The organism is Clostridium sp. FP2 (assembly GCF_011065955.2).
In the GTDB taxonomy this organism is placed as follows: domain Bacteria; phylum Bacillota; class Clostridia; order Clostridiales; family Clostridiaceae; genus Clostridium_AD; species Clostridium_AD tagluense.
Genome location: NZ_JAAMNI020000001.1, coordinates 467,192 through 486,084, shown reverse-complemented (window position 1 = coordinate 486,084; position 18,893 = coordinate 467,192). Strand labels below are relative to the sequence as shown.

General features: G+C 32.2%; 19 protein-coding genes, 2 tRNA genes, 1 riboswitch and 1 other annotated feature. Of the genes, 6 read left to right on the top strand and 15 right to left on the bottom strand.

Features of this window, described 5'->3' with window-relative positions; translation table 11 throughout:
* Positions 1 to 215: 215 nt before the first annotated feature.
* Together trhA and G9F71_RS02350 are read left to right on the top strand one after the other, a co-directional pair.
* Positions 216 to 869, top strand: coding sequence for a PAQR family membrane homeostasis protein TrhA (gene trhA / locus G9F71_RS02355; RefSeq protein ID WP_164946033.1), 654 nt, complete (start codon positions 216 to 218; stop codon positions 867 to 869).
* Between the two features lie 127 nt (positions 870 to 996).
* Positions 997 to 1,485 carry a thioredoxin family protein gene (locus G9F71_RS02350; protein ID WP_164951044.1) on the top strand — a complete coding sequence of 163 codons (489 nt, stop codon included), beginning with the start codon at positions 997 to 999 and terminating at the stop codon, positions 1,483 to 1,485.
* A 75-nt stretch (positions 1,486 to 1,560) separates the two neighbouring features.
* Here G9F71_RS02350 and G9F71_RS02345 read toward each other — a convergent pair whose 3' ends face one another.
* The 12 genes from G9F71_RS02345 to G9F71_RS02290 form a co-directional block, all read right to left on the bottom strand.
* Positions 1,561 to 2,733 carry an NADP-dependent malic enzyme gene (locus G9F71_RS02345; RefSeq protein WP_164951045.1) on the bottom strand — a complete coding sequence of 391 codons (1,173 nt, stop codon included), beginning with the start codon at positions 2,731 to 2,733 and terminating at the stop codon, positions 1,561 to 1,563.
* An 83-nt stretch (positions 2,734 to 2,816) separates the two neighbouring features.
* On the bottom strand, positions 2,817 to 3,446 hold the full coding sequence (gene nth / locus G9F71_RS02340) for an endonuclease III (RefSeq protein WP_164951046.1): 630 nt from the start codon (positions 3,444 to 3,446) through the stop codon (positions 2,817 to 2,819).
* A gap of 146 nt (positions 3,447 to 3,592) precedes the next feature.
* A complete protein-coding gene (locus tag G9F71_RS02335; RefSeq protein WP_164951047.1) occupies positions 3,593 to 4,552 on the bottom strand; it encodes an L-threonine 3-dehydrogenase in 960 nt (319 codons plus the stop codon).
* A gap of 103 nt (positions 4,553 to 4,655) precedes the next feature.
* Positions 4,656 to 5,849, bottom strand: coding sequence for a glycine C-acetyltransferase (locus tag G9F71_RS02330; protein WP_124997210.1), 1,194 nt, complete (start codon positions 5,847 to 5,849; stop codon positions 4,656 to 4,658).
* Positions 5,850 to 6,134: 285 nt separating this feature from the next.
* The gene (locus G9F71_RS02325) at positions 6,135 to 6,842 is read right to left on the bottom strand and encodes a lysophospholipid acyltransferase family protein (protein WP_164951048.1); all 708 of its coding nucleotides are present in this window, start codon (positions 6,840 to 6,842) and stop codon (positions 6,135 to 6,137) included.
* Between the two features lie 38 nt (positions 6,843 to 6,880).
* Positions 6,881 to 7,873: a tRNA epoxyqueuosine(34) reductase QueG gene (queG, locus tag G9F71_RS02320; protein WP_164951049.1), complete on the bottom strand. Its 993-nt coding sequence runs from the start codon at positions 7,871 to 7,873 to the stop codon at positions 6,881 to 6,883.
* Positions 7,874 to 7,887: 14 nt separating this feature from the next.
* Positions 7,888 to 8,472, bottom strand: a complete 585-nt coding sequence (epsC, locus tag G9F71_RS02315; protein ID WP_124997204.1) for a serine O-acetyltransferase EpsC — start codon at positions 8,470 to 8,472, stop codon at positions 7,888 to 7,890.
* Positions 8,473 to 8,507: 35 nt separating this feature from the next.
* Positions 8,508 to 9,419 (bottom strand): cysteine synthase A, encoded by a 912-nt coding sequence (gene cysK / locus G9F71_RS02310; protein ID WP_164951050.1) that lies wholly within the window; start codon positions 9,417 to 9,419, stop codon positions 8,508 to 8,510.
* Positions 9,420 to 9,555: 136 nt separating this feature from the next.
* Positions 9,556 to 9,815 (bottom strand) — a binding site (T-box leader).
* Positions 9,816 to 9,984: 169 nt separating this feature from the next.
* On the bottom strand, positions 9,985 to 10,965 hold the full coding sequence (locus G9F71_RS02305) for an NAD(P)/FAD-dependent oxidoreductase (protein ID WP_164951051.1): 981 nt from the start codon (positions 10,963 to 10,965) through the stop codon (positions 9,985 to 9,987).
* Between the two features lie 142 nt (positions 10,966 to 11,107).
* A tRNA-Trp gene (locus G9F71_RS02300) sits at positions 11,108 to 11,183 on the bottom strand.
* Between the two features lie 24 nt (positions 11,184 to 11,207).
* A tRNA-Trp gene (locus tag G9F71_RS02295) sits at positions 11,208 to 11,283 on the bottom strand.
* A gap of 240 nt (positions 11,284 to 11,523) precedes the next feature.
* On the bottom strand, positions 11,524 to 12,144 hold the full coding sequence (locus tag G9F71_RS02290; protein ID WP_164951052.1) for a CBS domain-containing protein: 621 nt from the start codon (positions 12,142 to 12,144) through the stop codon (positions 11,524 to 11,526).
* A gap of 184 nt (positions 12,145 to 12,328) precedes the next feature.
* Here G9F71_RS02290 and tsaE point away from each other — a divergent pair, with 184 nt between their 5' ends.
* Genes tsaE through rimI form a run of 3 tightly spaced genes read left to right on the top strand, consistent with a single transcriptional unit; the run spans position 12,329 to position 13,939 of the window.
* Complete coding sequence (gene tsaE, locus G9F71_RS02285; RefSeq protein ID WP_164951053.1) at positions 12,329 to 12,787, top strand: tRNA (adenosine(37)-N6)-threonylcarbamoyltransferase complex ATPase subunit type 1 TsaE; 459 nt, start codon at positions 12,329 to 12,331, stop codon at positions 12,785 to 12,787.
* Positions 12,784 to 13,497, top strand: coding sequence for a tRNA (adenosine(37)-N6)-threonylcarbamoyltransferase complex dimerization subunit type 1 TsaB (tsaB, locus tag G9F71_RS02280; protein ID WP_164951054.1), 714 nt, complete (start codon positions 12,784 to 12,786; stop codon positions 13,495 to 13,497). Before tsaE ends, tsaB begins: the two co-directional genes overlap by 4 nt.
* Complete coding sequence (gene rimI / locus G9F71_RS02275) at positions 13,490 to 13,939, top strand: ribosomal protein S18-alanine N-acetyltransferase (RefSeq protein WP_124997192.1); 450 nt, start codon at positions 13,490 to 13,492, stop codon at positions 13,937 to 13,939. Before tsaB ends, rimI begins: the two co-directional genes overlap by 8 nt.
* A 77-nt stretch (positions 13,940 to 14,016) precedes the next feature.
* On the opposite strand, the gene G9F71_RS02270 is transcribed toward rimI, so the two are convergent.
* The 3 genes from G9F71_RS02270 to tnpA all read right to left on the bottom strand — a co-directional run bounded on the left by G9F71_RS02270 (position 14,017) and on the right by tnpA (position 18,527).
* Complete coding sequence (locus G9F71_RS02270; RefSeq protein ID WP_164951055.1) at positions 14,017 to 14,658, bottom strand: ECF transporter S component; 642 nt, start codon at positions 14,656 to 14,658, stop codon at positions 14,017 to 14,019.
* 87 nt (positions 14,659 to 14,745) lie between these two features.
* Positions 14,746 to 14,859: riboswitch (FMN riboswitch) on the bottom strand.
* A 57-nt stretch (positions 14,860 to 14,916) separates the two neighbouring features.
* Positions 14,917 to 17,079, bottom strand: coding sequence for a Tex family protein (locus G9F71_RS02265; RefSeq protein WP_164951056.1), 2,163 nt, complete (start codon positions 17,077 to 17,079; stop codon positions 14,917 to 14,919).
* 1,019 nt (positions 17,080 to 18,098) lie between these two features.
* Positions 18,099 to 18,527, bottom strand: coding sequence for an IS200/IS605 family transposase (gene tnpA, locus G9F71_RS02260; protein ID WP_164951057.1), 429 nt, complete (start codon positions 18,525 to 18,527; stop codon positions 18,099 to 18,101).
* A gap of 114 nt (positions 18,528 to 18,641) precedes the next feature.
* Here tnpA and G9F71_RS27710 point away from each other — a divergent pair, with 114 nt between their 5' ends.
* A complete protein-coding gene (locus G9F71_RS27710; protein WP_411956137.1) occupies positions 18,642 to 18,893 on the top strand; it encodes a DUF7010 family protein in 252 nt (83 codons plus the stop codon).

Below are 18,893 nucleotides of genomic sequence, written 5' to 3'. Positions count from 1 at the left end.
TAAATTCAGTATAAATATGGATAAAATCATTATTGATATATATCATTTTATATTGTAGTATTAGTGCATGTCATACGTAGTTATAAAAACCATGTATATGATTTTTATAACTGGATACCCTATATTTAACCAGTACATATCACAAGGAGTTTTGTCTTTGTTTTTTATATTATTACCTATAAATAAAAAATTATAAATTAGAAGGAGTGATCTATTTGTTATCAAAATTTAGAGAACCTGTAAGTAGCATTACACATTTAATTGGAGCCATCTTATCCACAATAGGGTTAATACTTCTTATTAAGTACTCTTTAGACACCACAAACGTTCATAACACTATTATCCTCGCAGTATTCGGAATAAGCTCAATCCTACTTTACTGCGCAAGTTCAACCTATCATAAATCTACATCTTCAAAAAAGGTTATAAAAATACTTAGAAGGGTAGATCATTCTATGATATATGTTCTAATTGCAGGGACTTATACTCCTATATGCTTAATTGCTTTAAAAGGCACTATGGGAACTGTACTTTTTGTAGTTATTTGGCTACTGGCTCTTATCGGAATTATACTTAAGATAGTTTGGTTTGATGCCCCTAGATGGTTGTACACTGGATTTTATATTTTAATGGGTTGGATTTCTATTTTTGCTGTTGTACCTATTATAAAAGCTGTATCCTTAGGTGGCTTTATGTGGCTTTTAGCTGGTGGGCTCTTTTATACTATAGGAGGTCTTATATATGCAACTAAATGGCCCAAAATAAATCTTAAGCTTTTTGGATTTCATGAAATATTTCATATTTTTATAATGCTGGGTAGTCTTTGCCTTTATATACTTATGTTTAAGTACATAATGTACATTAATTAGGTTTGTATTATCTAGTCACATAAAGAGTCAGTAGAAATATCTTTGACTTGTTATTTATTTTCATGTGCACTATTATTAAATAGTACAGTTAAAGTTAATAATTTCACTGAAAGTAGGGATGTTAATTATGATAAATTTATCAAAGGGTTTAACTTTTGAAGAGTATTTGGAAAAATCCAAACTAGAAAATGGCGATATACAGCTTATAGCCTATAATTCTACTAGCTTGTCTTCAAGCACTAAAGAATCTCTTAAAAATTTAACTTCCACTATTAATGTAGCAGTTTTTTCTGAAGGATACTGCCCTGATTGTATTGTTACATTACCCTTAATTAAACGAATGGCACAGGAAAATAAAAGCATAAACTTATATTGTTTTCCCAAAAGCGGTTATGAAAGCTTTTTAGAAGAATACACAGGTGACGTTCGGATTCCGACTATTATAACTTTTGATTCAGAAATGAATCCAAAAGGAGCTTATGTAGAGTTTCCAAAAAAACTACTAGAAAAGATGATGTCCTTAAAAATTGAAGAAAAGAAAAATATGGTTAATGATTATAGGCTTGGGAAATATAATGACCTTATTGAAGAAGAACTTTTAGATATGATTCTATGATTTTTATGAAATCCAAAAGCCCTTTAATGTTTACAAACATTAAAGGGCTTTATCCATCAATTTTAAGCACTGGCGCTAAATTCTAGCAAGGCCCATCTCTCTTGCAACTCTCATAACCTCTGTAGCTACAGATTCACAAACTCGAGGATCAAAAACATCTGGAATTATATAATCTGCTGCTAATTTTTCATTACTAATCAAATTAGCAATTCCTCTAGCTGCTCCCAGTTTCATTTCATCATTAATTTCTTTTGTTCTAACTGCTAGTGCACCTTTAAATATTCCTGGAAAAACCAGAACATTATTTATTTGATTTGCAAAGTCTGATCTTCCAGTTGCCACTACTGCAGCTCCAGCATCTTTTGCGACATCTGGCATAATCTCTGGTGTTGGATTAGCCATGGCGAAGACTATACTGTTTTTATTCATAGTTGAAACCATTTCGCTTGTTAATACCCCTGGTGCAGATACTCCTATAAAAACATCCATGCCTACAATTACTTCTTTTAAAGTTCCTCTTTCAATATCTCTATTTGTAATTTTAGCAATCTCAGCTTGAGCTGGATTTAAAATAGTGTCACCTTCTGCTACTGCTCCATGTTTATCACAAAGTACTATATTTTTAGCTCCAGCACTTAATAACAGCTTACATACTGCAATCCCCGCAGATCCAGCTCCATTAATTACTATCTTTACACTTTCTAATTTCTTATTAACAAATTTTAAAGCATTATAAAGTCCTGCTAAAACCACAATTGCAGTACCATGTTGATCATCATGAAATACAGGTATATCCAATTCTTCTTTTAATCTTTTTTCTATATAAAAACATTCTGGTGCTTTTATATCTTCAAGATTAATCCCTCCAAATACTGGTGATATTAACTTAACAGTTCTTATAATCTCTTCAGGGTCTTCAGTGTCAAGGCATATAGGAAAAGCATCTATTCCTCCAAATTTCTTGAATAATAGAGCCTTACCTTCCATTACAGGCAGTCCTGCCTCTGGACCAATATTGCCTAGTCCAAGAACCGCTGTACCATTAGTAACTATTGCCACAGTATTTCCTTTTATAGTGTAATCATAAACTTTATTTTTATCTTTTGCGATTTCTAAACAAGGCTCTGCTACCCCTGGTGTATAAGCAATAGATAGGTCATGTTTAGTTTCAAGTTTTATTTTTCCTATTACCTCCAGAACTCCCCTGTTTTCTTTATGCATCTTCAATGATTCTTCTTGTATTGACATATGAAACCCTCCTTATTATTGTCTAGCATCTATATCGATTACTATTTTAATATTTATTTTTTTATAAATAAGCATATAAATATCTATTTTCCATTTAAAAATTCACAATATGGTGCTATAGGGCACATATCACAATTAGGCTTCCTAGCTTTACATATTTTTCGACCATGCCATATAATATAATGATGAGCATCACTCCACATTTTTCTAGGAATGTTTTTCATAAGCTCTTGCTCTACCTCTTCTACATTTTTACCTGAGGCAAGACCAATTCTTTTTGAAACTCTAAAAACGTGTGTATCTACGGCAATGGCTGGAATACCAAATGCATTAGATAATACCACATTGGCTGTCTTTCTACCTACACCGCTCAGCTCTATTAATTCTTCCATAGTGCTTGGTACTAGGCCCCCATGTTTTTCTAATATAACTTTTGTAGCACCTAATATATTTTTACTCTTATTATTATAAAATCCACAGCTTTTAATTTTTTCTCCTAGTTCCTCTTGTGATAAAGTAATCATAGCTGCAGGTGTATTATATTCCTTATACAGCTCTTTTGTAACAATATTTACTCGCTCATCAGTGCATTGTGCTGATAGTATAGTTGAAACTAAAAGTTCATAATGATTGTTGAAATTAAGGCCACACTTTGCACCTGCGTATGTTTCATTAAGAATTTCAAGCACTGTTTTAATTGTTTTCTTATTCATATAAATCACCTACTTTTTACTAGCAAGAATGTTTCCTTAGGATTATTCTATCACATTCTATACCAAAATAATTTAATTCTAGAATTATTAATAAAAATACGTTGTTTTCCTCATATGTGAGGAAAACAACGTATAAATTATAACTATTACTTAGCGCCAATTCCTTTGGCACGTAATTTTTGAAGCATATCAGTAGTCATTTTTGCTAAATCATATTCAGCTACAAATCCCCACTCATTTTTAGCACAAGTTGAATCCATTGAATTTGGCCATGAATCAGCGATTCCTTGTCTTATTGGATCTACATTATAATCCATAATAAACTCAGGCATATGTTTTTTGATTTCAGCCGCTATTTCTTCTGGTTCAAAACTCATAGCTGCAATATTAAATGCATTTCTATGTATTAATTTTGATGCATCAGCTTCCAATAAATTAATTATTGCATTTATTGCATCTGGCATATACATCATATCCATTTTTGTACCACTCGCAATGAATGAGGTGTACTTACCTGACTTTAACGCCTCATAGTATATATCAACTGCATAATCAGTTGTTCCGCCTCCTGGAAGAACTTCATAAGAAATTAGTCCTGGGAACCTTACTCCTCTTGTATCAACACCAAATTTTTTATAGTAATAATCACATAATAATTCTCCTGCAACTTTATTCACACCATACATAGTTGTTGGTCTTTGAATTGTATCTTGAGGAGTATTATCTTTAGGCGTAGATGGTCCAAATGCGCCTATAGAACTTGGTGTAAAGAACTTGCATTTTACTTCTCTTGCAACTTCTAAAGCGTTTACAAGCCCACCCATATTTATATTCCAAGCTAGAAGTGGTTTCGCTTCTGCTGTTGCTGATAATAAAGCCGCCAAATGAACTAATGTATCTATTTCATATTTTTTAGCAAGGTGAAGCATAGCTTCATGGTCAGTTACATCCAATATTTCAAAAGGCCCGGTTGTAACTACGGGACTACCCTCTAGCTTTCTTAAATCTGTAGCTATTACATTTTCACTACCATAAATTCCTCTCATTTTCATTACAAGTTCTGAACCTATTTGCCCTAAGGCTCCTGTTACTAATATTTTTTTCATTATATTCCCTCCATATTTAGCTAACAACGCATAATGTTGCAAACGTTTAATTTAAGCTCATAGGTATAACACCTAATTATTAGGCGTTATACTCTGTTTTTATTTATTTTATTATTTTCATTTCTCTTCCAACTTTTGCATAAATAATTAATGCTTTATCTAACATTTCTTTTGTATGAGCTGCTGTAGGCATATTCCTTACTCTTCCAGTTCCCTTTCTAACTGTTGGGAACACTATTGATTTTGCGTAGACGCCCTCTTCAAAAAGTTTTTTACTGAATTCTTGAGTTTTAACTTCGTCTCCTATGATACATGGAGTAATTGGGGTTTCACTGTTTCCAATATCAAATCCAAGTTCTTTTAAACCCTTCTTCAAATAATTTGCATTTTCCCAAAGTTTATCATGCAACTCCGTACTTTCTGTAAGAATGTTAATAGCTTCAATAGCAGCGCCTGCTGCCCCTGGAGTTAGTGATGTTGAGAATAGGAATGGTCTAGCACGAACCATAAGCCAATCAATTAAGTCTCTTGTTCCAGCTACATATCCACCTACAGCACCAATAGCCTTTGATAATGTACCAATTTGAAAGTCTATCTTATCGGACAAACCAAAGTGATGTACGGTACCTGTACCTTTTCCCATTACTCCTGAACCGTGAGCATCATCTACGTATGTTATTAAGTCAAACTCTTCTGCTATTTTTACAATTTCAGGAAGTTTAGCTACATCGCCATCCATAGAAAATACACCGTCAGTAATAACCATTATTTTTTCATATAAGCCTGATTCCACTGCTTCTTTTGCCTTATTTCTTAAATCCACCATATCTGAATGTTCTACTCTTATGATTTTTGCACCAGATAACCTGCACCCATCTATTATTGATGCGTGATTTAAGGAATCTGAAAGAATAGCATCTTTTTTATTCATTACTGCTGAAATTGCTCCCATATTACAATTGAATCCTGACTGGAAAGCAATAGCTGCCTCTGTATGTTTAAATTTAGCAAGTTTTTGCTCTAATTTAGTATGGATTTCTAATGTACCATTTATTGTTCTAACGGCACCTGCTCCTGAACCATATTGCTTAGTTGCTTCAATAGTAGCTTCAATCATTCTAGGATTAGTAGCAAGACCTAAATAGTTATTTGAAGATAGGTTAATTAATTCATTATCACCAATTTTAATAACAGGTCCATTTGAACTCTTTAGTACATTTATTACGTTATACAAACCTTTACTTTTTAAATCATCTAAATTATCTTTTAAAAATTTCCCTAATACTTTACTTCCCATGGTAACATGCCTCCAACCTTTTATTTTGTATATTCTTATAAAAACATATAAGAATTTTATATTTAATCACAAGTTCATTATATATCTTTTAGCTCCAAATGCCAAATTAAATTGCAAAATCCTTACCTTAAAAGCAATATTTCTTTTATTTTTTTATGTTTATGAATTTTTTCCATCACTGTCAATTATTATTTTCTATTTCCTTATGCTATATAAGACACAACTAAAAACAAGATTTCGGTTTTTAAACACAACTCTTGCTCTTAATCATTTTTTTATTATTACCTATTTTAAATCAGAATATACTCCTCTATATTTTTCAGGAAGTAACATAGCTATCCCCCACATTATTTCATGCATGGCCCTATCATGATACTGATTTTTATCTTCATCCACATTTTTAATAGGAAGCATAATAGGCTCACCAACACTAATGTTTACATCTGCATAATTGAATTTTTCTGAGGCCATGTTATTTTCATTAATAGGTAATAATTTTTCTGTTCCCCAAATGCCCATTGGAACGATTGTTGCCTTTGATAATTTAGCCATTAATAAAAGGCCCTTCTTAGCTTCTGCCATTTTCCCATTTCTACTCCTGGTTCCTTCTGGAAAAATCATAATGTTATTTCCTTGTTTTAACGTATTGACAATTTTAGATATAGCTTCCTTATCTGCAGAATTAGGTTTTATATTTATAGTCTTAGCCACGTGAAACCCTAGTTTAGTAAGCTTGTTATCTGTTAGCTTTACACCAGCAACAAAAGTTACATTGTTATCCTTTAATAGCCTATTCATAACTATACCATCAGCATTACTTAAATGATTGCATATAAAAATTATAGGAGATTTAGCTCCAACAATTTTCTCCATTCCAGAAGTTTTTATATTTGCGTATTTATTAATGTATGAATCAATTAATTTATTTGCTATAAATGATACAACTTTATCCGGCAAAAAATCTATTATTCTTAGCACTACTGGAGAAACCATTAAAATTCCACCTTTCATAAAAAGTATTTATAAAATTATTATAATTTGAAAAACTTTAAAAGTCTATAATAATAATCCCTTATATAAGGTGATGTATCCTTTTCTACAGTTATAAACTTAACCCTTTCACTGTGAATCGCATTAATAATTGCATTCCTTTTAAGTATATTTTTACCTCTCCACCCACAAGAAGTTATTTTATACTTATCTTTAAATAAATCATTATCCATATTCATTAAAGTCTTTACATCCACGTTTTTCATATATTCATATGGTTTAAATTCACTGATATCACTAAACTGGATTCCACTATTGTATGGGCAAGCTCTCTGACAGGTATCGCACCCAAATAGTCTACCATTTAATTTTTCAAACCAGGAATCCTCTATATGTTTTTTTTGAGTTATGTAAGAAAGACATACATTTGCATCATTATTTATTCCTGCTTTACCTTTCACTATAGCATTTGTAGGACATGATTCTAGACATCTCTCACAATTACCACATTTTTGAACAATTGGTTTGTCTGGTAGGATTATTAAATCTGTTATAATTTCACCTAAAAAAACATATGATCCGTATTTTTCTGTTATCAAGGTATTATTTTTCCCTATAAACCCTATTCCACTATTACAGGCGATATATCTCTCTGGAAGCGCATTGCTATCCACAAAAGACATAGCTTTTCCGCCCATACTCTCAATAAATTTACAAATTTTTTCCATATACTCGATTGTAACAACATGATAATCCCTTCCAAGCGTGTATTTGGAAAATTGCGTCTTCTTATCGAAATCTAAACTATATAGATAGGGAAACGCAATGGTAATTATTGTTTTTCCTTCTGGCATATATAAAAATGGATTTATCCTCTTATCTACGCTATGTTCCTCAAACTCATTTTCTAGTCCAAGCTTCTTTCTTGTCTCAAAATAAGGATTTAGCTCATGAAAAATTCTACACTCGCTAAATCCTATTGTGTCTATTCCAATTTTCATACAAAACTCTATGATTTCTTCCTTAATGCTCATATTGTCAGTCCTTTTTATATTATCATATCATTATACATTCTTTTAGTCTTCCCTAAATAATCCTTAATCTCTATTATGGGAATAGTTTTCCCAAAAATTATTCTAGCAGGAATACCAACAGCAGTTGCCTTAGCTAATACATCTTTTAAAACTACAGCATTGGCACCAATTTTACTACCAGATCCTATTTTAATTGGTCCCAAAATTTTAGCACCAGCACCTACCACCACATCATTTCCTAAAGTAGGATGCCTTTTTCCTTTATCCTTACCTGTTCCACCAAGTGTAACCCCTTGGTACAAGGTTACATTGTTCCCTATTTCTGTTGTTTCTCCTATTACTACGCCCATTCCATGATCTATAAATAACCCTTTTCCTATTTTTGCCCCTGGATGAATTTCTATTCCGGTAAAAAACCTAGCTAGTTGTGATAGCGCTCTAGATATAAAATAAGCTTTATGATTATATAGAAAATGAGCTACTCTATATAATATTATAGCATGTGTAGATGGATATAGAAGTATTACTTCCACCCAATTCTTAGCCGCTGGATCCTTTTCTAATACATTTTTAATTTCATATTTCAGCATTTTAAGCATATAACTATTCACTCCTACAAAGCAATATTGTTGATTTAGTCATAAATCCCCATGGAGATATATTTTTCTCCTCCGTCCGGTGCAACAGTAACAACTTTTTTGCCCTTACCTATTCTACTTGCAATTTTTATAGCTGCTGCGATATTAGCCCCTGTTGAAATCCCAACTAATATACCTTCTTCACTGGCCATTAGTTTTGCCATTTCAAAGGCCTCATCATCAGATATTTTTATTATTTCATCAACAACGCCTGTATCATAAATATCTGGTGTAAAACCTGCGCCTATTCCTTGTATTTTATGTGGTCCAGGTTCTCCACCTGATAATACAGGAGATTTTTCTGGTTCAACTGCGACTACTTTAATGTCTTTTCTAATTTCTTTTAATCTTCTTCCTACTCCGGTAATTGTTCCACCAGTTCCCACTCCCGATACAAACACATCTAAATCCATCACATCTTCCACTATTTCTTCTGCAGTTGTAGCATAATGTTTTTCTGGATTTGCTAAATTAGTAAATTGCTGCGGTATAAAGAAATTAGGTTTTCCCTCTGCTACTTCCTTAGCCTTGTTTATAGCACCCTTCATGCCCTTGGTACCATCAGTAAGCACGAGTTGTGCTCCATATGCCTTAATTAAATTCCGTCTTTCAACGCTCATGCTATCTGGCATTACAATAATCACTTCGTACCCTTTAATTCTCCCAATCATGGCCAAAGCTATTCCCATATTTCCACTAGATGGTTCAACTATGGTGAATCCTTCTTTTAATAATCCTAAATTTTCAGCTTTTTCTATCATCCCAAGGGCTGCTCTATCTTTTATGCTTCCAGCTGGATTAAACTTTTCAAGTTTCACATAAATATCAGCCATGTCACCCTTAACTAATTTATTTAATTTCAAAACCGGTGTTGCTCCTATCATATCTAAAACGTTATTATACATCATAATAATATCCCTCCAAATTTAAAATAATTGATTTACTTTAAGATCTATATAAATTTCTAAAATTATAAAATAAAAGTTATATACTCATCAGTGAATTATCTGAAAATTTTTGAGTACAAAAAAAAACTCCCTCTAATCTAGAGACGAAGTTTTGCTTCGTGGTCCCACTCTAAGTTATAATCACTATAGTGATTATAAAGCCACTTTTTCAAGCACAGCGCTATGCTCTATCCCTATAACGGGGGAATCCCGATGCAGCCTACCATAGGCATATACCTAATTCGGTGCACAACTCCAAAGGGCACTTCATATAAGCTTCCCATAAGAATCTTCTCAGCTTTAGACTCTCTCTCTGTATATTATTCTTATACTACTTTCCTTTTTCTCAGTATTTCCTAGTATTTTAGTATGATTTACTTTTCTTTATTATATTATATTCTTAACATCAAAATATGTCAATACTATTTAGTTATTTTAGTACATTGCTTTTCTGAGTAGTTATGATGGAATGTCATCTTATAATTTTCTACAAAAAAAACTGTTAGAATAAACTAACAGATAATTCCTAAATATTATATTTTTTTAAGTATTGAGTAGTAACGATACCTATATTTTGGCTTTGATTTACAACATTCTCAGAAAAATCATAACCAAGAGCAACATTTCCACAAGCAAAAATACCTGCTATATTAGTTTGTGATTTTTCATTTAATAGAATTTGTCCTGTTGATGAGCCAATTTCTATCTTCGCTTGTTTTGCGAGTTCATTATCTGGATATAATTTTACAGATAAAAGTAACGCATCACAAGAAATATATTCCTCGCTCCCTTTAATAACTTCGTTATTATCATCTAACTTCACTAAAGTAACGCCTTCAATTCTACTTTTGCCTGCAATGGCAATAATCTTTTGCTTTGTTCTTAATGGTATATTAAAATCATTAAGAGAATTACCCAGTTTTTTATCAAGTGCATCAATATAATCTTTACCTTCAACTATAGCTTTAACATTAGCCCCTTCAATAGAAAGTCTACTTGCCATTTTTAATGCAATATCTCCTGTACCTAATATGATAATTTGTTTTCCTGGCATATATCCTTCTATATTTACAAATTTTTGCGCAGACCCTACAGTATATATACCTGCACAGTTGGTACCTGCTAGATTAGAAAATCCTCTTGGTCTTTCCCTACACCCAGTGGCAATTATTATAGCTTTGGCTTTTATTTTAAAAATTCCATCATAAGTATTCACTGCATTAATTTCTTTAGTAGGACTTAAATTTAAAACCGTGGTGTCTAACTTATATGAAATACCCATTTTATTAACTTTATCTATGAATTTCTGTACAAATTCAGGTCCAGTCAAGTCTTCACCAAAAGTGTTCACACCAAACCCATTATGGATACATTGATTTATTGTTCCTCCCAATTGATTTTCTCTTTCCAAAATCAGGATTTCACCCTCGTAGTGTTCTTTAGCTGAAATAGCAGCTGCAAGGCCTGCGATGCCTCCCCCGATTACCACTATGTCATATTGCTGCATTACATACCCTCCTATTTTAAGGCACCTAAAAAAATGGCCAGTCGATATGCTAGTCGATTTTTGGAAACGCCTAATACTAAAATTTGATACTCCATTATAAATAAACGTAAAAACCTGTGAAAATAATTTCACAGGTTTTATTTGGCAGGGGTAGTAGGACTCGAACCTACAACCAATGGTTTTGGAGACCACTACTCTACCAATTGAGCCATACCCCTTTATTACGTATAAAATTTTTAAAATGGCAGGGGTAGTAGGACTCGAACCTACAACCAATGGTTTTGGAGACCACTACTCTACCAATTGAGCCATACCCCTAATTTACATTCAAAGTGTATCATGTATCTTTAATAAATGCAAGTGTTTTATATTTAAAGGACATTTCCGAAGGAAAACCTACTACCTCTATAAGTAGGAATTACATACTATAACAAGAAGAAACCTTCTGAAGTCGTTAATATTACAGCTTCCCAGATGATGATTCAACTTATTAAGAAACACAGGTTAAATACCTCCTGCACACTCTGCGCTTCTTAATAGTTATTTTATTACTAGCGATTATTCCACTTTAAAACCTGCTGACTTTACTTTTGCAACGATGTCATCAAAATTTTCTGTATCAAGTCTTACAACAATTTCCTTAACCTCTGTAAGACTCTTTGGATCAATAACTACAAAACTAATTATATCACCTTTGTTTTCAGTTATTATTTTTGAAAGCTTAGATATCTGGCCTTGAATGTCATAAGCTATAACAGCTAAACGTTTTCCTTTATTAAGCCCAAATAACTCAGTAAATTGATGAAATATAGCATGGTGTGTAACTATACCTTTAAAATCACCATTGTTATCCACTACAGCAACAAACGAAACACTTCTTGTCTCTAAAAAATGTGCTGCTTCTTCTGCTTGCTCCATCGGATTAATAACAGGTACATCAATCCTCATTACATTTTCAACCATAAAATCAGATAATAAGCATTTCTTATCAAGACAATTTTCATAAAAATAAGTATAAATTCTTTCTTTTGAAATTGATCCAATAAATTTATTACCCTCAGCCACAGGAATTGATAAAAAATTATTTTGATCCATAATTTCTAAAGCTTTACCTATTGTTACCTTTGGTGTTACCGTAATTAATTTTTCTCTTAATAGCATCAAATTATTAACAAACATTATTTTCCCCTCCTTAATATGGTATATAAGCTATTATACATTATTTTATAATTTATGTGTAAATAATTGTTTTTTATTTTAGAAATATAATTAATAAAAATAAATCCATATATTATGGTCAATCTCCTAGATTACCTTTTCTTTTTTTATTTTTTAGGATAAAATATCTAGTGAGGTGAAACTTATGGAATTTGTAGTAACTACAGTAGAAGAAACTTATAAAATAGGAGAACTAATAGGTGAACTTGTAAATTCAGGTGATATAATCTGCTTAATTGGTGACCTAGGTACTGGCAAAACTCATTTAACAAAGGGAATTGCAAAAGGCTTAGGTATTGAAGACCATGTAACTAGCCCTACTTTTACAATTGTAAATGAATATACAGGTCGTTTAACCTTATATCATTTTGATGTATACAGGGTAAATGATCCGGACGAAATAGAAGCTATAGGCTTTGATGAATATATATTTAGTGATGCAGTTAGTATTATTGAATGGGCTAATTATATTGAGGAATTGATTCCACGGAATAATTTAACCATTACCATCGAAAAGCTTCCCGAATTTGGAGATAATTATAGAAAAATCAGCGCATGCTATTCTGATAAAAGATATGATTATATAAAGGAGATAAAAATATGAAGATTTTAAGTATAGATTCCGCTACAGCTGCAGCTACTTGTGCCATTCTTGAGGATGACAATGTACTTGGCGAGATAACTTTTAACTATAAAAAGCAACATTCTCTAATACTTATGCCTATAATCGATGAATTATTTAATAATGTAGGAATGAACATAGGCGATATAGATGCCTTTGTAGGTTCAAAGGGACCTGGGTCCTTTACAGGCCTTAGAATAGGACTTTCTACCATTAAAGGGCTTAGCCAAGGCACAGGGAAGCCCTTTGTAACCGTATCTACCTTAGATTCCTTAGCATTTAACTTAGCATATACAGATGGTATTGTCTGTCCTATACTAGATGCACTGCGGGATAATGTTTATACAGCATTATATACTTTTAATAATTGCGAGCTTAACCGCATTACTGACTACATAAATATTTCTATAGATGAATTAATAAACATACTTAAAGAGAAAAACTGCAATATTTCTTTTGTAGGAGATGCTGTTCCAAAATTCAGAGAAAAACTTATAGAACACTTTCCCATGGCCAGATTTGCGCCAGCTCATTTAAATTTAGCTAGGGCATCATCCCTAGGAGAATTAGGTCTTAAGCTATTATCTAAAGGAACAGTGGATGATTTATACGCGTCAGTGCCTATTTACCTTCGAAAACCCCAAGCAGAGCGAGAGTATGAAGAAAAAATGAGGCAAAATAAAAATGAATAGCGATTTTAAAATTTGCCCAATGGATAAGTCATCTATTAAATCTATCCTCAATATTAGTGAATTAAGCTTTCCGATTTCTTGGAGCTTAGAATCCCTAGAAAGTGAATTAGACAATAAATTTGCTAAATATGTAGTACTCAAGAAGGGTGATTCTATAGTAGGTTATGGAGGCATGTGGTTAATTATAGATGAGTCCCATATTACTAATGTTGCAATTCACCCTGACGCCCGAGGCCACGGTGGTGGAGATTTAATCGTAGAAGCCTTATTTAGAATTTGTAGAAAGCAAAAAGTAACAGCTATAACCTTAGAAGTTAGAAGTTCAAATTTTCTTGCTATAAACTTATATGAAAAACATGGCTTTGAAAAGGTAAGTGTTAGACCTCATTATTATGAAGACAACGGAGAAGATGCAGTAATTATGTGGAATCGTAATCTGTAACATAAATCATGAAAAATATTAACTAGTAAAGGGGTGCCTATGAAATAGGTACCCCTTTACGTTTATGCCATTATTTTCTATATTTTCGACTGATAATTGCCTTGTCTGTTTTTGTATTCTCTCTCTGCGTTTTCTTTATGAAGTATAGGAGAAACACTTTTATATAGAGCTAGGGTTACTGATGATACTACTATTCCTTTAATAAAAGTAAAAGGAATAATTGACCAAATAATGAAAGAATTCAAATCCACAATATTGTGATTTATTTTTGATCCCATTCCTACAACAGCAGCTATTGGGAATCCTAATACACTTTCGTATAGCGGTAGAACAACAAAATAGTTTAATATCCCTGCAAAAATTGACATACAAATTACTCCTATTAATAATGCAACAATAGCTCCACCCTTGTTTTTGCGAGCCTTATATATAAATCCAGATACTAATACTAAACTTGAGCCTAATAAAAAATTTGCTAGTTCTCCAACGAAAGCTGTTTTAGTAGCTAGCAATCCATGTAATATATTTTTAATGAGTTCAATAATAACGCCTGCTATTGGCCCTAATGCAAATGCACCTAACAGCGCTGGCAGGTCACTGATATCAAATTTCAAGAATTCCGGAAATATAGGTATTGGTAATTCAATGTACATCAAAAGAAAAGCCATAACAGATAAAAGTGAAATTTTAATAAGTTTAACAAGTTTTTCGTCTCTCATTTTTATACCCCCTAATTAATATGTCTTCTAGGGATGGATATAATAAAAACCCTGACATAGAACTATGTCAGGGCGAATTCGCATATATCACATCTTCTTTTATCCAGACTTTACTGTCGGCTTCGGAGTTAAACCGAATCTGCCTTTCGGCTCGCGGGCTTTACCGCCGGTGGGGAAATTCGCCCCGCCCTGAAGATTATCAAATTTTATTTTATAATTTAATTATATCTACATTTAATAGAAAAAGCAATATACAAATTATATATTTTTCATAGATAATGATATTCTTTTCCTTTTCTCATCAACTTCTAGCACACTAACTTCTACTATATCTCCAACTGTAACTACATCCAATGGATGCTTTACAAATTTATCTGATAGTTGGCTTATATGTACTAACCCATCCTGGTGAACTCCAATATCAACAAAAGCTCCAAAGTCAGATACATTTCTAACTGTACCCATAAGTTTCATCCCTGGTTTAAGATGAGACATTTGAACTACACCTGTTTTTAATAGTGGCTTAGGTAATTCTTCTCTTGGATCTCTACCTGGCTTTTTAATTTCTTTAATAATATCTCTAAGCGTTGGGACTCCTATTTCTAATTTTTCAGCCAGCTCATTTAGATTAATATTTTTAACTCGCTCATCCATATCTTTAAAATTTAGTGATTTAAGATCTTCTTTTGTATATTGCAGAAAATCTAGCATTTTTTTTGTAGCATTATATGACTCAGGATGAACTGAAGTATTATCTAAAAACTCTTTGCTCTCCATGACTCTTAAAAATCCCGCACATTGCTCATATGCCTTTGCGCCTAATCTTTTCACTTTTAATAATTCTTTTCTAGCTATAAATTTACCATTTTCTTCTCTATAGGCTACTATATTTTGAGCTATTGTAGCATTTATCCCTGATATATAAGACAATAGTGAAGGGGTTGCAATATTAAGATCTACTCCAACGGCATTAACACAGTCTTCAACTACTCCTTTTAAGGATTCATCAAGTTTTTTAGGCGTTACATCATGTTGGTATTGTCCAACTCCAATAGCTTTAGGATCAATTTTCACAAGCTCCACTAAAGGATCTTGAAGTCTTCTTCCTATAGAAATAGCTCCTCTAATAGATACATCTATATCTGGATATTCTTTTGATGCAAGCTCTGAAGCTGAATATACGGATGCACCTGCTTCTGAAACTATAACATAGTACAAATCTTTTGCGCATTCTTCTTTAAGTTCTTTAATTATCTGGGCTAGAATTTCTTCAGACTCACGACTAGCAGTTCCGTTACCTAAGGATATTACTTCTACATTATGCTTATTTACTAATGCTTTAATGATACCTATGGATTTTTGCACGCCATCCTTACTGCCCGCAGTAGCATATACTGTAGCCATATCTAAAACCTTTCCCGTATCATCCAGAACTGCTATTTTGCACCCAGTTCTAAACCCAGGGTCAAATCCAAGTACTACCTTCCCTTTTATAGGGGATTGCATTAAAAGAGCTTTTAAATTAGCTTTAAATATTTCAATAGCACCTATTTCACCTTTTTCTGTGAGTTCTGACCTTATTTCCCTTTCAATTGATGGAAATATAAGTCTTTTTACAGAATCAACTATACTTAGTTCTATATACTTATCTGTTTCACTATTTCCCTTTAAACATTTATCTCTTAAGTACTGGTTAATCTTATCATTATCAGCTTTAATTTTCACAGAAAGTATCTTGCTACTTTCACCTCTATTTATAGCAAGAATCCTATGTGGTGGAATAGATTTAACGCCTTCTTTATACTCATAGTACATTTCAAAAGGTGTAGTCTCATCCGAAGCACCCTTAGTTTCTACAATGCCTTGATTATGCACAAGTGCCCTAATCCATTTTCGGAAGTCAGCTTCATCTGAAATCATCTCACTGATAATATCACCAGCGCCTTCAAATGCTTCCATGGATGTAGTAACTCCTTTTTCCTGACTTATAAATTTCTGCGCATACTCATTTATATCACCTTTAAACTCACCACTAAAAATAATTTCAGCAAGAGGCTTTAGTCCCTTTTCTATTGCAATGATGGCTCTTGTTCTTTTCTTAGGCTTAAAAGGTCTATAAATATCCTCTATTTCTGTAAGAGTCTCGCATTTCTTTATGGAATTTTCAATTTCTTCTGTTAGATTTTCTTGTTCTCCAATAATACGTAGTACGTCTGTTTTTCTTCCTTCTAAATTTCTAAGATATATAAGTCTCTCTGTGAAATTTCTAAGTACTATATCATCAAGTCCACCTGTTCTTTCTTTTCTATATCTAGCTATAAAAGGAACTGTATTCCCCTCATCTAATAACTGGATTACACTTTCCGATTGCTCTTTGCTTATTCCAAATTCACTTATTAATCTGCTTTCTATATTTTCCATATTTTCCTAACTATTTTTTTAAGGTACATAAGACAAACAACTGGTCAGTATTTTATGCGCCTAAATAGTCAGTCCTCCTCTCGTAATTTATATTTTAAATCTAAGGTCTCAAAATTAACATATTTAATCATACCCCAAGTTCTACCTTAATATCTATATAAAGATAAAAATTTTCAGGAGAAATATATGAAATTTTTAATATGTTCTTATTTTTAACCCTTTGTATTTTTTTATAGTTCACATATATATTATACCCTATATAGATTCAATCCTACAAATGTGTACCAAAATATATCTCCTTAGATTGCTTTAAAGATATACCTACTATCACTTTAGAAAATGCGAAAATTGCTCCTTATATTAACTCGCAGCTCAAAAATAACGGCTTAAAATATTATAAAGGTAATGAACTTTAAAGATTTAAAGTGCTATATCATAAAAAAATTAATGGTAGGCCATATTTAAAAGTATTAGACAGCCGAGTCAAAATAATTAAAGATTTTGTTTATAATGTTGATTTTAAAGAAGCCCTTGAGTTAAAGATTTATTAGATAGGAATTACAGCATTGGTTGTTTTATCACTTTCGACGTCTCAGAGACCCCTGTAAAGCTATTTCGAAGGCAAGGAAGTATCTCTCGCCCAATAATTGTTTCGACACACTTTGACCATTTAGGTCCGTATTTAAATGGCACTATAAGTGAATTAGTAAACTAATTGATAATGTTAAATTTTTCAAGTGGAACAAATATGGATTATATATTTATTAGAAATCGCTCATGACTTACCATTTAAAATGTAAAAAACTTAAAAATAGGTATAGCAAACCCAATCTGTAAAATGTAAGTATATGGGCTGTGAATGCTAAATATTTAAATTAGGCTATTTTTAGAATTGATTTTTCTAAACTCAACGACCACCTACTAAAAGTAGGTGGGTTGCTTTTAGGACTGAAAGTCCTGTTTCGGCTGAAGCCGACTAAAGTTGAATACTAAAAGTATTCTAAAGTTTGCGAGTAACCTCACTCTGTAACTTTAAATGTATCTTCTTCGTCCTTACCTTGATTTTCTATATATTGTTTTATCATTTCTTCTATTACACTTCCAACTGTTGCACAAAAATATCCTCTTGCCCACAAGTGTTGTCCCCCATATCTCTTTTTAAATTCTGGGAATTCATCTTGTATTAACTTTGATGATTCGCCTTTTAAGTATTGTACTATTTTTGCTGGTGCCATACTTGTTGGACATGATAACAACATATGTACATTATCTGTTGTTATATTTCGTTTCACAACTGCTATGCCCATTGTCTCACATCCCTGTTTTAATAGGTCTCTTAATCTATATCCTATTGGCCCTTTTAATATTTGATATCTATATTTTGTTACCCATACTACGTGATATTTTATATCATATACAGTATGAGCATCTTTTCTGTAATCTACCATTTTTATCACCCAATATGATTTTACAACTTTTTCATATTTGCTACAATGCTAAAGCCTTCTTATCCTTTACGCTAAAAGCTAACAGACTGAAAGTCGGTAGTTTTAACCTTACGCATAGAAAATAAAATTATAATATTCTTTACAGCTATAACAGGTGCCCATTTATTGCCTTATGGTTGGTTACATGATACTAAATTTTATATGAAAATGGCACCACTTATATCTATATTGATTACTATAATTGGATGGAATATCAGCCTTTTGTATTTATGGTGTATTCCATTGTCAATGCTAGTCTCAGTAATTATATTAAATGTATGGATTTGCTTAGATTACAAACAAAAAAACATCTGTAAGAATCTCTAA

What these genes read in the sequence shown, in the direction of transcription:
- G9F71_RS02350 (WP_164951044.1), top strand. Translation starts at nt 997, where the DNA reads ATGATAAATTTATCAAAGGGTTTAACTTTTGAAGAGTATTTGGAAAAA.
- G9F71_RS02345 (WP_164951045.1), bottom strand. Translation starts at nt 2,733, where the DNA reads ATGTCAATACAAGAAGAATCATTGAAGATGCATAAAGAAAACAGGGGA.
- nth (WP_164951046.1), bottom strand. Translation starts at nt 3,446, where the DNA reads ATGAATAAGAAAACAATTAAAACAGTGCTTGAAATTCTTAATGAAACA.
- G9F71_RS02335 (WP_164951047.1), bottom strand. Translation starts at nt 4,552, where the DNA reads ATGAAAAAAATATTAGTAACAGGAGCCTTAGGGCAAATAGGTTCAGAA.
- G9F71_RS02330 (WP_124997210.1), bottom strand. Translation starts at nt 5,849, where the DNA reads ATGGGAAGTAAAGTATTAGGGAAATTTTTAAAAGATAATTTAGATGAT.
- G9F71_RS02325 (WP_164951048.1), bottom strand. Translation starts at nt 6,842, where the DNA reads ATGGTTTCTCCAGTAGTGCTAAGAATAATAGATTTTTTGCCGGATAAA.
- queG (WP_164951049.1), bottom strand. Translation starts at nt 7,873, where the DNA reads ATGAGCATTAAGGAAGAAATCATAGAGTTTTGTATGAAAATTGGAATA.
- epsC (WP_124997204.1), bottom strand. Translation starts at nt 8,472, where the DNA reads ATGCTTAAAATGCTGAAATATGAAATTAAAAATGTATTAGAAAAGGAT.
- cysK (WP_164951050.1), bottom strand. Translation starts at nt 9,419, where the DNA reads ATGATGTATAATAACGTTTTAGATATGATAGGAGCAACACCGGTTTTG.
- G9F71_RS02305 (WP_164951051.1), bottom strand. Translation starts at nt 10,965, where the DNA reads ATGCAGCAATATGACATAGTGGTAATCGGGGGAGGCATCGCAGGCCTT.
- G9F71_RS02290 (WP_164951052.1), bottom strand. Translation starts at nt 12,144, where the DNA reads ATGTTTGTTAATAATTTGATGCTATTAAGAGAAAAATTAATTACGGTA.
- tsaE (WP_164951053.1), top strand. Translation starts at nt 12,329, where the DNA reads ATGGAATTTGTAGTAACTACAGTAGAAGAAACTTATAAAATAGGAGAA.
- tsaB (WP_164951054.1), top strand. Translation starts at nt 12,784, where the DNA reads ATGAAGATTTTAAGTATAGATTCCGCTACAGCTGCAGCTACTTGTGCC.
- rimI (WP_124997192.1), top strand. Translation starts at nt 13,490, where the DNA reads ATGAATAGCGATTTTAAAATTTGCCCAATGGATAAGTCATCTATTAAA.
- G9F71_RS02270 (WP_164951055.1), bottom strand. Translation starts at nt 14,658, where the DNA reads ATGAGAGACGAAAAACTTGTTAAACTTATTAAAATTTCACTTTTATCT.
- G9F71_RS02265 (WP_164951056.1), bottom strand. Translation starts at nt 17,079, where the DNA reads ATGGAAAATATAGAAAGCAGATTAATAAGTGAATTTGGAATAAGCAAA.
- tnpA (WP_164951057.1), bottom strand. Translation starts at nt 18,527, where the DNA reads ATGGTAGATTACAGAAAAGATGCTCATACTGTATATGATATAAAATAT.